We start from the raw sequence: 13,826 nt of genomic DNA, 5'->3' as shown, positions 1-13,826 counted from the left end.
GTGCCGGATTCGCGGCAGCAGTTCGACGTCGGTGGAGGCATTGGACCCCATCGATCCCGATGACCTCGCCCTGAAGCGGACGCTGGAAGCCTTGTATCGGTTGAAGTCGCTCGGCTTACGCCCGTCAGCTGACGGGCTTCGGCATCAGCGCGTCGTCGAGTGCACCGGCGCGCAGCCCAGCCGGGCGTTGGCGATGCAATTCCACGAAACGAATGAAGTTCTCGCGCGGCTCGAGTAGCTTGAACTGGAGGTACCAGCCGATATACGCGGAGACCAGCAAGTCGGCCATGGTGAAGCAATCGCCAGCCAGGAAATCACGGCCGCCGATGGCGTGTTCCAGCGTGCTGACCACATCCGCCTCGGTGCCGTAGCCGGCGGTCATCGGATCGGCGAGCTTGCCGGTCTGCTTCGCCATCATGAGTTCTTCCAGCGGGCCCATGAAGCTGATCCAACGGTAGTACGCGGCGCGTTCGGCACTGCCCGGTGCGGGCGCAAGCTGTTTGTCCGGCGCCAGGTCGCCCAGGTACAGCGCGATCGCTGAATTCTCGGTCACCACTGCATCGCCGTGGCGCAGCGCCGGCACCTTGCCCATCGGATTGATCGCCAGGTACTCCGACGCTTTCATGGTGGTGCCGTATTCCAGCAGCACGGTCTCGTACTGCAGGCCGGTTTCCTCCAGCATCCAGCGCGCCACGCGACCACGGGACATCGGGTGGGTGTAGAGGGTCAGCGTGTCGGTCATGGCGCGGTTCCTGATCGGGTTGGGCGATCAGTGTGTCCTGCCCTGCTGCCAGATCCTGTCAGCAGTCATGCCTCGTGGTGGCGAAGATGCTCCGCGCGCCAACGCTTCAACAGAGTGTGTCGCCGCTGCGGATAGCGCTTGCCGGTGTCTTCCAGTTCGATCACGCGGTTGGCGCGAAAATGACGAAAATCGCCACGCAATTCGCACCATGCCGCAAGCAAACGCATGTCGGCCAGGAAGGCCATCGCGAACGGCCAGACGATACGTTCACTGATGCGCCCTTCGACATCCGAATAGCGCATGCGCACCGAATGCTCATCGCGGATGGCATGACGCAGCGTGGGCACCCAAGGCTCCTGCGGCACGGGCCGCCAATCAGGTGCGAACAACCCGCTGGTTTCCACCTGCAATCGCAACGGCTCCGGCAATGCGCTCGCGATGCGATCCATCGCCCGGCCGGCGGCTTCGGCGAATTCCGGATCGCCATGCGCGGCCACCCAGCGCGTCCCCAATGCCACTGCTTCCAGTTCCTCGGCGGAGAACATCATCGCCGGCAGCATGAAACCAGGACGCATCTGGTAACCCACGCCCGGGTCGCCGGCGATCTCCGCGCCCTGCCCGCGCAATGTCTCGATATCGCGATACAGCGTGCGCAGGCTCACGCCCATGCGTTCTGCCAGAAACGCGCCGCGCACGGGCGTGCGGCGGCGGTGCAATTCATCGAGCAATTGCAGCAAACGGGCGGCGCGAGTGCTCATGGAAGGATCTTTGCGAATGTATCCGCAGGATAGCCAGCTTCCGCAGGGGGATGAAAAAAAACCTGCAAACACCCCTTGCACGGCGGGACGTTTTGCTACTGTGGCGCTCCCGGGGCATCCCGCTCCGCATGTACAAGGGAATGTCGCAATGTCGTCCTTGACCGATGAAATTTTCTCGCAGTTGTCCCGCGCCGATGTGCAGCAGATCGGCGCGCAACTTGGTACTGGACAGGCGCAGACCGCAGGCGCGATTGCTGCTGCGTTGCCCATGATCCTGGGTGCGATGGGCCGCAACACCAGCCAGGCCGATGGCGCGGATGCGCTGTTCGGTGCGCTGGGCCGCGACCACAACAGTGGCGGTGGCATCGGCGACATCCTCGGCGCCGTACTCGGTGGCCAGCAGAGCCGGCAGACCGACGGCCTGGGTCAGTTGGGGCACATCTTCGGCGGCCAGCAGCAACAGGCCGAAACCGGCCTGGGCCAGGCCACAGGCCTTGGCAGCGACAAGGCGCAGATGCTGATGAAGATCCTCGCCCCGATCGTGATGGCCTACCTCGCCAAGCGGATGTTCGGTGGACAGGACGGCAATGGCGCGCAACAACAGGCATCGCCACAGGTACTCGGCGACATCCTCGGCCAGGAACGCCAGGTGCAGCAGCAACAGGGCGGCTTGGGTGGCGGCTTGCTCGGCGCGGTACTGGATCAGGATGGCGACGGACAGTTGGGCATCGGCGACCTGATCAAGGTTGGCATGGGCGCGATGCGCGGCCGTACCTGAGCGCCCCGCTCGTGCTTCACGCAACGGCCGCGCAAGCGGCCGTTGTCGTTTCAGTCACAGTCAATGCCATGCTGGCATTTCGATAGTCGGTGCATATCGAAACCGTTCGATCATTCGATTTCAACTGTCGCATAACGGGGACTAAGGTAGACCTGACCATCCACCCTCGCCTGGAGCCGCCATGTCGACCGAATCGAAGTGCCCCTTCCACAGCAAGACCGCGGGCACCACCAACCGCGACTGGTGGCCGAACCAATTGCGGCTGGACCTGCTTAACCAGCATTCGCCGAAATCCGATCCCTTGGACGGCGATTTCGATTACGCCAAGGCCTTCGCCAAGCTCGACTACCACGGCCTGAAGAAAGACCTGCGCGAGCTGATGACGGATTCGCAGGACTGGTGGCCGGCCGACTTCGGCCATTACGGTCCGTTCTTCATCCGCATGGCCTGGCACAGCGCCGGCACCTACCGCATCGGCGACGGGCGCGGCGGCGGCGGTCGTGGCCAGCAGCGCTTCGCCCCGCTCAACAGCTGGCCGGACAACGTCAGCCTGGACAAGGCGCGACGCCTGCTGTGGCCGATCAAGCAGAAATACGGCCAACAGGTGTCCTGGGCCGACCTGATGATCCTGGCCGGCAATGTGGCGCTGGAAACCATGGGCTTCCGCACCTTCGGTTTCGCCGGCGGTCGCGAGGACACCTGGGAACCCGATCTCGATGTGTACTGGGGCCGCGAGACCAAGTGGCTGGGCGGCGACGTGCGCTACGCACATGGCGATGCCGGCGTGACCAAGCAGCACGGCGAAGGCGTGGTGATCGCCGACGACAAGACCGACAGCGGCCATTCGCGCGATCTGGAAAACCCGTTGGCCGCAGTGCAGATGGGCCTGATTTACGTGAATCCCGAAGGCCCGGACGGCAACCCCGATCCACTGCTGGCGGCGGTCGATATCCGCGAGACCTTCGCCCGCATGGCGATGGACGACGAGGAAACCGTGGCCCTGATCGCCGGTGGCCATACCTTCGGCAAGACCCATGGCGCGGCCTCGGCGGACAACGTGGGCAGCGAACCGGAAGCCGGCGACCTGGAGCAGCAAGGCTTCGGCTGGCACAACAAATACGGCAGCGGCAAGGGCGGCGACACCATCAGTTCCGGCATCGAAATCACCTGGACGCAGACGCCGGCGCTGTGGAGCAACAAATTCTTCGAGAACCTGTTCGGCTTCGAATGGGAGCTGGAGAAATCCCCGGCCGGTGCGCATCAATGGGTCGCCAAGGACGCGCCTGAAGATGTTCCGTTTGCCCACGATGCGGCGAAGAAGCAACGCCCGAAGATGCTGACCACCGACCTGTCGCTGCGCTTCGATCCGATCTACGGCGCGATCTCCAAACGCTTCCTGGAGAATCCGCAGGCCTTCGCCGAAGCCTTCGCCCGCGCCTGGTTCAAGCTGACCCATCGCGACATGGGCCCACGCGCGCGCTACCTCGGCCCGGAAGTGCCGAAGGAAGAGCTGATCTGGCAGGACCCGATCCCCGAGGTCGACCATCCGCTGGTCGATGCCGGCGATATCGCCGCGTTGAAGGCGAAGATCCTCGCCAGTGGCCTCACCGTTTCCGAACTCGTTTCCACCGCGTGGGCCTCGGCATCCACCTTCCGTGGCGGCGACAAGCGCGGCGGTGCCAACGGCGCGCGCGTGCGGCTTGCCCCGCAGAAGGATTGGGCGGTGAACCGGCCGGAACAACTGGGCAAGGTGTTGAAGGCGCTGGAACGCATCCAGATGGAATTCAACCTCGACGCCGGCGGCGGCAAGAAAGTGTCGCTGGCCGATCTGATCGTGCTGGGCGGCGCGGCGGCGATCGAGAAAGCCGCGAAGGATGGCGGCACCGAGATCAACGTGGCGTTCTCGCCCGGCCGCAGCGACGCCAGCCAGAAGCAGACCGATGTCGATTCGTTCAAACCCCTGGAACCGTTCGCCGATGGCTTCCGCAACTACCTCAAGGGCCGCTCGGCGGTGCCGGCCGAACACCTGCTGGTCGATCGCGCGCAGCTACTCACCCTGACCGCGCCGGAGATGACCGTGCTGGTCGGCGGTCTGCGCGTGCTGGGTGCGAATGCGGATGGCTCCTCGACCGGCGTGTTCACCGACCGCCCCGGCGTGCTGAGCAACGATTTCTTCGTCAACCTGCTCGACATGGGGACCGAGTGGAAGCCTGCCTCCGACGCGCGCGACACCTTCGAAGGCCGCGACCGCAAGACCGGTGCTGCGAAATGGACCGGCAGCCGGGTGGACCTGGTGTTCGGTTCCAACTCGGTGCTGCGCGCATTGGCCGAGGTCTATGCCAGCAGCGATGGCAAGCAGAAGTTCGCGCAAGACTTCGCTGCGGCCTGGGCCAAGGTCATGGAGCTGGATCGCTTCGACTTGCGCTGATCCCACGCTTCCCCGTAAGAAGCGCAAACGCCGGCATCCGCGCCGGCGTTTGCATTTCGCGAATCGGTCAGGACGGGATCAGCAGATAGATCAGCGACACCGGAATACGTGCATTCCCATCGTGCAGGATCAACGGGCTGACGAAACTCCCGTAAACGGAACCGTGTCCGGGCGGCCAGGGATCATGCACGCGCACCATCGTCCCGTGCCCCGACGGATCGCCATCGCTGTACACGCCGCTCAGCACGACCGCATGCCCACCTACTTCATTGGTCACGCCAATCCACAGCGGTGTTCGCGCAAGCATCGACACCAGCTCCGGCACCGGAGGCGAATGATTCGGCATGCGCCAGCCTAGCGTGCGTGCAAACGTTTCGATATTCCCGATTTCGTCGCGCAAACGCCCGGTTTCGGTCAAGGCCACGCTGCCCGGCGTCGCCATGTTGCGTGCCTCGATCATGCCCGCCGCAGTCGCCCAGCAGCTATTGCCGTCGGGCTGGCCACGCCGCGTGATGTTGTGTTCGCGCTGGGTGCGCAGGCCGAGCGCAGACCAGGTCTGTGGCCCGACCACGCCATCGACCACCAATCCTGGGTGCCGGCGCTGGAAAGCGCGCACCGCGCGATCAGTTTCGCCGTCGAAACGGCCGTCGCTGCCGTAAAACGGGTAATCCGCATGCTCCCGCGTATCCGCGCGCACCAGCAGGCGCTGCATGAATTCGACATCGAAACCGTGGCTGCCGCGACGCATCGTGCGCATGCCTGCCTCCCGGGCGGGACTGTTCGCGGCAGTGTCGGCAATGGCCCGTGTACCGACAATCCGTCTTCCGGGATAGGCCACGCGGCACGCGCTTCCGATCAGAGCGCGTCGATATCGCCCAGCGCGCGGATCAACCGGCGCGCCCGCTTGTCGGGCTTGGTTTCAGGAGGCTTGAAGCCAGCGCGCTCGGCGTTGCGCAATGCCCGCGCCTGCTCGCGCGCGGCTTTCGATGCGTCGGATTCACGGTAAAGGGTCTGCGCGATGCTAGCCGGGCCACGCACGTCGCTAAGCGCGGTGACTTCGATTTCGAAACGCTCATCGAGCCGCACAACGACCAGCACATCGCCGATGCGCACGCTGCGTGAGGGCTTGGCGCGTTGTCCGCCCACATCGACCTTGCCTGTCTCGATGGCGTGCTTGGCCAGCGCGCGTGTCTTGTAGAAGCGTGCCGCCCACAGCCACAAGTCGAGGCGAACGCTGGCAACGGTTTCGATCTGCATCATCATCGAAGAATGAACGTCGTAAATGCAAACGGCCACCCGGAGGTGGCCGTTGCAGGAAGCAGCTGACGCGCGCCTTACTCGGCGGCGGCGGCTTCGGCAGCCGCTGCGGCCAGCGCTGCAGCCTTGGCCTTGGCGTTGCCGGCCAGATCTTCCTTGATGCGCGCCTTCTTGCCTTCCAGGCCACGCAGGTAATACAGCTTGCTGGCGCGCACGTCGCCGCGACGCTTCACCGTCACCGAATCGATGGCGGCGCTGTGGGTCTGGAACACGCGCTCCACGCCGAAGCCGTGGGAGATCTTGCGCACGGTGAACGCGGAGTTCAGGCCGGCGTTCTTCTTGCCGATGACCACGCCTTCGTAGGCCTGCACGCGCTCGCGGTTGCCTTCCTTGACCTTGACGTTGACGATGACGGTATCGCCGGGGCCGAAGTCGGGAAGCTTGCGCGCGATCTGCGCGGTTTCGAAGTCCTGCAGGAGGGTGTGGATCGAGGGCTTGTTCATGGTCTGAGCCTGTTGGATTAGTTGTAATGCGCAGGTGCACGTGGACGCTGCGTCATGGCACGGGGGTGAAACGTGTTCTTCGTGGAGCCGGGGTAAAGCGAAGCCGTGCATTATAGCTGGCTTTTTCCCTTGTGCGCTAGGGGCTTAGGCATCTTCGCCGGCGTCCTGCAGGGCGACCGCATACTGGGTCCGGAACTCCTCCAGCAAGCCTCGGTCCGCCTTGGACAGAGCGGCCTCGTCCAGCAGGTCGGGCCGGCGCAGCCAGGTGCGGCCCAGCGACTGCTGCCGGCGCCAACGCGCGATGGCCGCGTGGTTGCCGGACAACAACACCTCCGGCACCGAGCCGAATTCATGCTCGACCGGGCGGGTGTAATGCGGGCAATCCAGCAGGCCATCGCCCTCGAAACTGTCCTGCACGGCGGATTCGGCATCGTTCAGCGCGCCGTCCTGCAGCCGGGCCACGGCATCGATCAGCACCGCAGCGGCCAGCTCGCCGCCGGACAGCACGTAGTCGCCGATCGAGATTTCCTCGTCCACCTCGGCCTGCAACAGGCGCTCGTCGACGCCCTCGTAGCGGCCGCAGAGCAGGATCAGGCGCGGCGCAGCCGCCAGTTCGCGGACTTTGGCCTGGGTCAGGCGTTGCCCCTGCGGACTCAGGTAAATGACCTTGGCCGGCGCCGGATCGGCCTCGCACACGGCGTGCAGCGTGGCGCGCAACGGATCGATCAGCATCACCATGCCCGGGCCGCCGCCGAACGGACGATCATCGACCCGGCGGTAATTGCCCTCGGCATGGTCGCGTGGGTTCCAGCCGTGGATCGACAGCAATCCGCGCTCGCCGGCGCGCCCGACCACGCCGTGCGCGGCCAGCTGGGCGACGAATTCGGGGAACAGGCTGACGATGTCGAAGCGCATCGGCATCGACCTCAGAAATCCGCGTCCCAGTCGACGGTGACGATGCCGGTATCAAAATCGACACTGCGAATGTAGTCCGGCTGCACGAACGGAATCATCCGCTCGCGCTCGCCCTGCGCCACCAGCACGTCGTTGGCGCCGGTCGAAAACAGGTGGGAGACGGTGCCGAAATCCGCGCCTTCAACATTCACCACGCGCAGGCCTTCGAGATCGACCCAGTAGTACTCGCCGGCGGCCGGTGGCGGCAATGCGGAACGCGGCACCAGCACATCAACGCCACGCAACGCATCGGCGGCGTCCTTGTCCTCGATGCCGGGCATCGTGGCGATCAGGCCCTTGCCGCCCTCACGGACGCGCACATCCTCGCAGGCGCGCTCGTTGCCGCGCGCATCGCGCAGCGTCCACGGCTGGTATTTGGCGATCGCGCGCAGCGGATCGGTGAAGCTTTCCAGTTTCACTTCGCCGCGCACGCCAAACGCACCGTGCAACCGGCCCACGGTGAGCATCCGCTGGCGGCTGTCCGGTGCGTTCATGGAAGCAGTGCCGCCCGCATCACGGGCGGCAGCGGCATCAGGCGGCCTTGGCGGCCTGCTTGTACAGGTCGGCGACCTTGTCGGTCAGCTGCGCGCCGTTGTCGACCCAGTGCTTGACGCGCTCGAGGTTCAGCTCGATGCGCTTCTCGGCACCCTGCGCGACCGGGTTGTAGAAACCCACGCGCTCGATGTTGCGGCCGTCGCGCGCGCTGCGGCTGTCGGTGACGATGATGTGGTAGAAGGGACGCTTCTTGGCGCCGCCACGGGTAAGGCGAATCTTGACCATTGCAGTTTCTCGGTGTTGCCCAGCGGCCGGAATGGCCGGGTAAGCCGGTAAGTATAACGTCTTGAATCGGCGAGGGAAACCCGCCGCCGGCTTCAACGCATCGGCGGCATGCCGCCGCGCCCGCCCATCATCCCGCTGAGGCCGCGCATCATGCCCTTCATGCCGCCGCGGCCCAGCTTGCCCATCATCTTTTCCATCTGCTGGTACTGCTTCAGCACCTTGTTGACGTCGGCCGGGGTCAGGCCGGAGCCGCGTGCCACGCGGGCACGGCGCGAACCGTTGAGCAGGTCGGGGTTGCGGCGCTCTTTCTTGGTCATCGAATTGATGATCGCGATCATCCGCGGCACTTCCTTGCCGGTGACCTGCTGCTTGACCGATTCCGGCAACTGACCGACACCGGGCAGCTTGTCCATCAGGCCGCTCAGGCCGCCCATGTTCTGCATCTGCTCGAGCTGGTCGCGCATGTCGTTGAGGTCGAACTTCTTGCCCTTGGCGACCTTCTCCGCCAGCTTCTTGGCCTTGTCCTGGTCGACCTGCGCCTCGACCTGCTCGACCAGCGACAGCACGTCGCCCATGTCGAGGATGCGGCTGGCCACGCGGTCCGGGTGGAACACGTCGAGTCCATCGGGCTTCTCGCCGACGCCGATGAACTTGATCGGCTTGCCGGTGATGTAGCGCACGCTCAGTGCAGCACCGCCGCGTGCATCGCCATCGGTCTTGGTCAGCACCACGCCGGTGAGCGGCAATGCCTCGCCGAAATGCTTCGCCGTCACTGCGGCGTCCTGGCCGGTCATCGAGTCGACCACGAACAGGGTTTCGACCGGCGCGACGGCGGCGTGCAGCGCCTTGATCTCCGTCATCATCGCGTCGTCGATGCTGGTGCGGCCGGCGGTATCGACGATCAGCACGTCGGCGAACGACTTGCGTGCATCTTCGATGGCGGCCTTGACGATCGCTTCCGGCTTCTGCGAGGCATCCGACGGGAAGAACAGCGCGCCGACCTGCCCGGCCAGCGTCTGCAATTGCTCGATCGCGGCCGGACGGTAGACGTCGGCGCTGACCACCATCACCTTCTTCTTGCGCTTTTCCTTCAGGTGCTTGGCAAGCTTGGCCACGGTGGTGGTCTTGCCCGCGCCCTGCAGGCCGGCCATCAGGATCACCGCCGGCGCCGGCACGTTGAGGTTCAAGTCCTGCGCCTGCGAACCCATCACTGCGGTGAGCTCATCGCGCACGATGCGCACCAGCACCTGGCCCGGGGTCAACGAGCGCATCACTTCCTGGCCGACCGCGCGCACCTTGATCCGCTGCACCAGTGCCTGCACCACCGGCAACGCCACGTCCGCTTCCAGCAGGGCGATGCGCACTTCGCGCACGGCCTCGTTGATGTTGGATTCGGTCAGCCGGCCGCGACCGCGAATGCGTTCGATGGTGCCGGACAGGCGTTGGGTCAGTGATTCGAACATCGTCGGCAGCGCCATCGAAAAGAAACGGTTGGCGATTATATAGGGGCGATCCGGCGACCAACCTTTGTGCGACACTGCGGCGATGACAATCGTTCTCATCGCCATCGCGCTGTACCTGGTCGCCGCCGGTTGGCTGGTGGTTTCCGTGCAACGTGGCGACGAGGCCGCGCGTGGCTGGTTGCTGCCGGCCAACCTGGCCCTGCTGCTGCACGGCGCGACCCATTTCCTGGCCTGGCGCAGCAGCGGCATCACCGACCTGCATTTCTTCGCCGCACTGTCGCTGGCTGGACTGGGCATGGCGATCCTGACCGCGATCGTCGGCGCGTCCGGGCGCATGCGTGCGCTGGGCGTGGTGGTGTTCCCGCTGGCGGCGCTCACCTTGCTCGGTTACGCGCTGTACGGCCACGCCAGCAAGCCCGAGCCGCTGGACTGGCGGTTGCTGCTGCATGCGTGGCTCGCCCTTCTGGCCTACGCCACGCTGGCGATTGCTGCTTTGCTGGCGATCTTCCTGTGGGCGCAAGAACGCGCCCTGCGCCGCCGCGAATTCCATCGCTGGCTGCGCGCGCTGCCGCCGCTGACCGAACTGGAAACCCTGCTGTTCCGCACGATCAGCGTCGGCTTCGTGCTGCTGACCGCCGCCCTGCTCACCGGCGTGCTGTTCGTCGACAACCTGCTGACCCAGCACCTGGCCCACAAGACCGTGTTCTCGGTGCTGTCGTGGCTGGCCTTCGGCATCCTGCTGCTGGGCCGTTGGCGGCGCGGTTGGCGCGGCGCAACCGCCGTGCGCTGGACACTGGCGGCGATGGTCTTGCTGTTCCTGGCCTTCTTCGGCAGCCAGTTCGTGCTGGAACTGGTGCTGCACCGGGCAAGCTGAATGCGCTCGTTGCGAATACGTTTGCAACGATAATATTTGCATTGACAACTATTGCACGGGCGAGCAATATGCCGCCCCATGAACGCACACGCCACCCCGACCGAGGCCTGCACCGGTTCCGCCCTGGGCCTGCTGTTCCGCCAGACCCGCGATGCGATGTGGGCGCGGATGGCCAAGGAACTGGCCGACGCCGGCCATGACCTGACCTTCAGCCAGTTCATCGCGATCAAGAAGCTGGCCACCGGTACCGCCAGCGTCACCGACCTGGCACGCGCCGCCGATCTCAACCCCGGCGCGATGACCCGCCTGCTGGACAAGCTGGAAGCCCGCGGCCTGCTGGTGCGCGTGGCCGATCCCGCCGACCGCCGCGCCCTGCACATCCACCTGACCGAAACCGGCGTGGCGATGTGGCGCGACATCGACCAATGCGGCCAGCGCGTGCGCGAACGTGCCCTGCAGGGCATGGACGACGCCACCCGCACCCAACTCACCCGCCTGCTGGAGCAGGTGCGCGACAACCTCGTTGCCGAAGACTGAGCCATGACCAAACTCCTCCCCCTCGCCGCAGCCTGCGCGCTGCTGCTCGCCGGCTGCGCCAGCACCGAAGGGCTGGCCACCCAAGGCCAGCTGCGCGATGCCGATTCACTCGCTGTCGGCAAGTCGCTTGCGCGCTCGCAACTCTCCACCGCCGCGTGGCCGTCCGAACGCTGGTGGTCAAGCTTCGGCGATGCGCAGCTCGATGCACTGATCGATGAAGCGCTGGCCACCTCGCCGGCACTCGACGCCGCCGACGCACGCACCCGCAAAGCCATTGCACAAGCGGGCCTGGCCGATGCCGCGCGCAAGCCGACGCTGGGCGCCGGTGCGCAAGTGGCCGGTCTGCAGATTCCGGAAACATTGGCCGGCCCCGAGATCGGCGGCGATTTCAACGTCGCCAACCTGCTCACCCTGAGCCTGAAGTACAACCCGGATTTCTGGGGCTTGGACAAGGCCAAGTGGCAGGCCGCGTTGGGCAGTGCGCGGGCGACCGAAGTCGATGCGCAGGCGGCGCGCCTGCAGCTGGCGTCGAACATCGCCCGCACTTACGTCGCGCTGGCGCAGGCGTTCGAATTGCAGGACGCGGCGAAGGCCGAGGCCGCGCGTTCCGATGGGTTGGTCAAGCTCAACCAGCAACGGATCAAGGCGGGCCTGGACAACACCATCGCCTTCAACCAGAACCAGAGTGCGTCCGCCGCTGCACGCCAGCAGGCGCAGGCCGCGCAGCAGCAGATCGATGCGCTGCGCAATGCGCTGGCCGCATTGGTCGGTGCCGGCCCGGATCGCGGCCTCGACATCGCCCGCCCCAAACTCGCAACGCCTGATGCATCGGCGCCTGCCTTGTTGCCCAGCGACCTGCTCGCCCGCCGCGCCGATATCGTCGCCGCGCGTTGGCGTGTCGAAGCCGCGCAACACGGCATCGACGCCAGCAAGGCCGCGTTCTATCCGACCATCAACCTCAGCGCGATGGTCGGCCTGGGTGCCGGCAACCTGGGCGACCTGTTCGGCAGCGACGCGCTGCTGCTCAATGGCGGCCCGGCGCTGACCCTGCCGATCTTCGAAGGCGGCCGCCTGCGCAACCAGCTGATGGGCAGCAATGCCGATTACGACCTGGCCGTTGCCAACTACAACCAGACCCTGCTGGGCGCGGTGCGCGAAGTGACCGACGCCGTGCAAGGCGCGCGCGCACTCGATGCGCAGATCGCCAGCACGCGCATCGCGCGCGACACCGCCGCCAAGGCCTACGCCATGGTGGCGCAGCGGCATCGCGCCGGCCTGACCAACCAGTTGGACGTGCTGGCCGCACAGAAACCGCTGCTGCAGCTCGACCAGCAACTGGCCACGCTGAACGCCAAGCGGCGCACCTCCACCATCGACCTCGACCAGGCGCTCGGCGGCGGCATCGCCATCGAAGCGCCGCAGCTCTCGTCAAAAAACAACACCGCATCGAACTGAGCGCGAACATGACTACTGAAACCACTCCGAACACTTCCACCGGTCAAGGCGCGCCGCTGCCGGTCTCGCAGAGCTCGCTCAAGCCGGCCAATGGCAAGCGCAAGCGCGCGTTGCTGATCCTGCTGGCCGTGGTGCTTCTGGCCGGCATCGGCTGGCTGGCGTACTACCTGCTGGTCGCGCGTTGGCACCAGGACACGGACGACGCCTACGTGCAGGGCAATATCGTCACCATCACTCCGCAAACCATGGGCACGGTGGTCGAGATCCACGCCGAGGACGGCATGCGCGTGCAGGCGGGCCAGGTGCTGGTGCAACTCGACCCGAACGACGCGCAAGTCGCCTACGAACAGGCGAAGGCGAATCTCGCCGGCACCGTGCGCCAGGTGCGTGGCCTGTACAGCAGCGTGGATTCGGCGCAGGCCGATATCGCCGCGCGCGAAGTCGCCGTGTCGCAGGCACGCGCCGACGTGGCCCGCCGCAGTGGCCTGGTCGCAAGCGGCGCGGTCTCCGCCGAGGAACTGGCGCATGCACAGACGCAATTGAAGGCGGCCGAAGCGGCGCTGAGCGCCTCGCGCGGCAGCCTGTCGCGCAACCGCGCACTGGTCGATGCCACCACCGTCTCCAACCAGCCGCAGGTGCAGGCCGCCGCCGCGCAGCTGCGCCAGGCCTACCTCAACCTGCAGCGCGCGGCCATCGTGGCGCCGATCGACGGCTACGTTGGCAAGCGCACCGTGCAGCTCGGCCAGCGCGTGCAGCCGGGCACCGGCCTGCTGACCGTGGTGCCGCTGGAGCAGGTGTGGGTGGATGCCAACTTCAAGGAAACCCAGCTGCGCAACCTGCGCCTGGGCCAGCCGGTGGAACTCACTGCCGACGTGTACGGCGACAAGGTGGTCTACAACGGCAAGCTGAGCAGCCTTGGCTTGGGCACCGGCAGTGCGTTCGCCCTGCTCCCGGCGCAGAACGCCAGCGGCAACTGGATCAAGATCGTGCAGCGCATCCCGGTGCGCGTGGAACTGGACCCGAAGCAGCTTGTCGAGCATCCGCTGCGCCTCGGCATGAGCATGTCGGTCGATGTCAGCGTGCGCGACCAGGACGGCCCGGTCCTGCCCGCCGCCAGCGCGCGCGAGCCGGTGCTCGCTACCCAGGCCTACGCCAAGCAGTTGAAAGATGCCGACGCGCTGATCCACGACGTCATCGAAAGCAACCTGCCGCAGGGCCGCAAGGCCTGACCCTTTACGCAGGAGTCGCGCAGGCGGCGCAGCGTTCCCGATCCCTCCCCTCGTCCGGAACGCTCCCA

15 protein-coding genes are annotated in these 13,826 nt (G+C 66.0%); 6 read left to right on the top strand and 9 right to left on the bottom strand.

The genetic code is table 11. The features are described from left to right. Positions 1-124 precede the first annotated feature (124 nt). Both G7079_RS06255 and G7079_RS06250 read right to left on the bottom strand, forming a co-directional pair. Positions 125-742: a glutathione S-transferase family protein gene (locus G7079_RS06255; RefSeq protein ID WP_166056489.1), complete on the bottom strand. Its 618-nt coding sequence runs from the start codon at positions 740-742 to the stop codon at positions 125-127. 65 nt (positions 743-807) lie between these two features. Continuing rightward, positions 808-1,500 (bottom strand): YafY family protein, encoded by a 693-nt coding sequence (locus tag G7079_RS06250; RefSeq protein WP_166056488.1) that lies wholly within the window; start codon positions 1,498-1,500, stop codon positions 808-810. Positions 1,501-1,648: 148 nt separating this feature from the next. Here G7079_RS06250 and G7079_RS06245 point away from each other — a divergent pair, with 148 nt between their 5' ends. Together G7079_RS06245 and katG are read left to right on the top strand one after the other, a co-directional pair. Continuing rightward, positions 1,649-2,278 carry a DUF937 domain-containing protein gene (locus tag G7079_RS06245; RefSeq protein WP_166056487.1) on the top strand — a complete coding sequence of 210 codons (630 nt, stop codon included), beginning with the start codon at positions 1,649-1,651 and terminating at the stop codon, positions 2,276-2,278. 181 nt (positions 2,279-2,459) lie between these two features. Continuing rightward, positions 2,460-4,706: a catalase/peroxidase HPI gene (gene katG / locus G7079_RS06240; RefSeq protein ID WP_166056486.1), complete on the top strand. Its 2,247-nt coding sequence runs from the start codon at positions 2,460-2,462 to the stop codon at positions 4,704-4,706. Positions 4,707-4,773: 67 nt separating this feature from the next. Here katG and G7079_RS13470 read toward each other — a convergent pair whose 3' ends face one another. The 7 genes from G7079_RS13470 to ffh all read right to left on the bottom strand — a co-directional run bounded on the left by G7079_RS13470 (position 4,774) and on the right by ffh (position 9,663). Beyond that, complete coding sequence (locus tag G7079_RS13470; RefSeq protein ID WP_166056485.1) at positions 4,774-5,463, bottom strand: peptidoglycan-binding protein; 690 nt, start codon at positions 5,461-5,463, stop codon at positions 4,774-4,776. A gap of 98 nt (positions 5,464-5,561) precedes the next feature. Then, a complete protein-coding gene (locus G7079_RS06230) occupies positions 5,562-5,966 on the bottom strand; it encodes a S4 domain-containing protein (protein WP_166057860.1) in 405 nt (134 codons plus the stop codon). A 74-nt stretch (positions 5,967-6,040) separates the two neighbouring features. Then, a complete protein-coding gene (gene rplS / locus G7079_RS06225) occupies positions 6,041-6,466 on the bottom strand; it encodes a 50S ribosomal protein L19 (RefSeq protein WP_166056484.1) in 426 nt (141 codons plus the stop codon). A 144-nt stretch (positions 6,467-6,610) separates the two neighbouring features. Next, positions 6,611-7,381, bottom strand: coding sequence for a tRNA (guanosine(37)-N1)-methyltransferase TrmD (trmD, locus tag G7079_RS06220; protein ID WP_166057859.1), 771 nt, complete (start codon positions 7,379-7,381; stop codon positions 6,611-6,613). Positions 7,382-7,392: 11 nt separating this feature from the next. Continuing rightward, positions 7,393-7,914, bottom strand: coding sequence for a ribosome maturation factor RimM (gene rimM / locus G7079_RS06215; RefSeq protein ID WP_166056482.1), 522 nt, complete (start codon positions 7,912-7,914; stop codon positions 7,393-7,395). A gap of 37 nt (positions 7,915-7,951) precedes the next feature. Further along, the gene (gene rpsP, locus G7079_RS06210) at positions 7,952-8,200 is read right to left on the bottom strand and encodes a 30S ribosomal protein S16 (protein WP_166056481.1); all 249 of its coding nucleotides are present in this window, start codon (positions 8,198-8,200) and stop codon (positions 7,952-7,954) included. 92 nt (positions 8,201-8,292) lie between these two features. Continuing rightward, entirely contained in the window at positions 8,293-9,663 is a 1,371-nt protein-coding gene (gene ffh, locus G7079_RS06205) for a signal recognition particle protein (RefSeq protein ID WP_166057858.1), read from the bottom strand. A gap of 82 nt (positions 9,664-9,745) precedes the next feature. On the opposite strand from ffh, the gene ccsA reads away from it, so the two are divergent. The 4 genes from ccsA to G7079_RS06185 all read left to right on the top strand — a co-directional run bounded on the left by ccsA (position 9,746) and on the right by G7079_RS06185 (position 13,758). Then, positions 9,746-10,537, top strand: coding sequence for a cytochrome c biogenesis protein CcsA (gene ccsA, locus G7079_RS06200; protein WP_166056480.1), 792 nt, complete (start codon positions 9,746-9,748; stop codon positions 10,535-10,537). Positions 10,538-10,615: 78 nt separating this feature from the next. Further along, a complete protein-coding gene (locus G7079_RS06195) occupies positions 10,616-11,074 on the top strand; it encodes a MarR family transcriptional regulator (RefSeq protein ID WP_166056479.1) in 459 nt (152 codons plus the stop codon). 3 nt (positions 11,075-11,077) lie between these two features. After that, a complete protein-coding gene (locus G7079_RS06190) occupies positions 11,078-12,529 on the top strand; it encodes an efflux transporter outer membrane subunit (protein WP_166056478.1) in 1,452 nt (483 codons plus the stop codon). An 8-nt stretch (positions 12,530-12,537) separates the two neighbouring features. Then, positions 12,538-13,758 carry an efflux RND transporter periplasmic adaptor subunit gene (locus G7079_RS06185; RefSeq protein WP_166056477.1) on the top strand — a complete coding sequence of 407 codons (1,221 nt, stop codon included), beginning with the start codon at positions 12,538-12,540 and terminating at the stop codon, positions 13,756-13,758. Positions 13,759-13,826: the final 68 nt, after the last annotated feature.

This window comes from Thermomonas sp. HDW16, assembly GCF_011302915.1.
GTDB lineage: Bacteria > Pseudomonadota > Gammaproteobacteria > Xanthomonadales > Xanthomonadaceae > Thermomonas.
Note: the sequence above shows the minus strand (reverse complement) of the source record. Positions and strands in the feature narration are given on the sequence as shown.

Coding starts and splice junctions, on each gene's coding strand:
- G7079_RS06255 (WP_166056489.1), bottom strand. CDS start 742: ATGACCGACACGCTGACCCTCTACACCCACCCGATGTCCCGTGGTCGC.
- G7079_RS06250 (WP_166056488.1), bottom strand. CDS start 1,500: ATGAGCACTCGCGCCGCCCGTTTGCTGCAATTGCTCGATGAATTGCAC.
- G7079_RS06245 (WP_166056487.1), top strand. CDS start 1,649: ATGTCGTCCTTGACCGATGAAATTTTCTCGCAGTTGTCCCGCGCCGAT.
- katG (WP_166056486.1), top strand. CDS start 2,460: ATGTCGACCGAATCGAAGTGCCCCTTCCACAGCAAGACCGCGGGCACC.
- G7079_RS13470 (WP_166056485.1), bottom strand. CDS start 5,463: ATGCGCACGATGCGTCGCGGCAGCCACGGTTTCGATGTCGAATTCATG.
- G7079_RS06230 (WP_166057860.1), bottom strand. CDS start 5,966: ATGATGCAGATCGAAACCGTTGCCAGCGTTCGCCTCGACTTGTGGCTG.
- rplS (WP_166056484.1), bottom strand. CDS start 6,466: ATGAACAAGCCCTCGATCCACACCCTCCTGCAGGACTTCGAAACCGCG.
- trmD (WP_166057859.1), bottom strand. CDS start 7,381: ATGCGCTTCGACATCGTCAGCCTGTTCCCCGAATTCGTCGCCCAGCTG.
- rimM (WP_166056482.1), bottom strand. CDS start 7,914: ATGAACGCACCGGACAGCCGCCAGCGGATGCTCACCGTGGGCCGGTTG.
- rpsP (WP_166056481.1), bottom strand. CDS start 8,200: ATGGTCAAGATTCGCCTTACCCGTGGCGGCGCCAAGAAGCGTCCCTTC.
- ffh (WP_166057858.1), bottom strand. CDS start 9,663: ATGTTCGAATCACTGACCCAACGCCTGTCCGGCACCATCGAACGCATT.
- ccsA (WP_166056480.1), top strand. CDS start 9,746: ATGACAATCGTTCTCATCGCCATCGCGCTGTACCTGGTCGCCGCCGGT.
- G7079_RS06195 (WP_166056479.1), top strand. CDS start 10,616: ATGAACGCACACGCCACCCCGACCGAGGCCTGCACCGGTTCCGCCCTG.
- G7079_RS06190 (WP_166056478.1), top strand. CDS start 11,078: ATGACCAAACTCCTCCCCCTCGCCGCAGCCTGCGCGCTGCTGCTCGCC.
- G7079_RS06185 (WP_166056477.1), top strand. CDS start 12,538: ATGACTACTGAAACCACTCCGAACACTTCCACCGGTCAAGGCGCGCCG.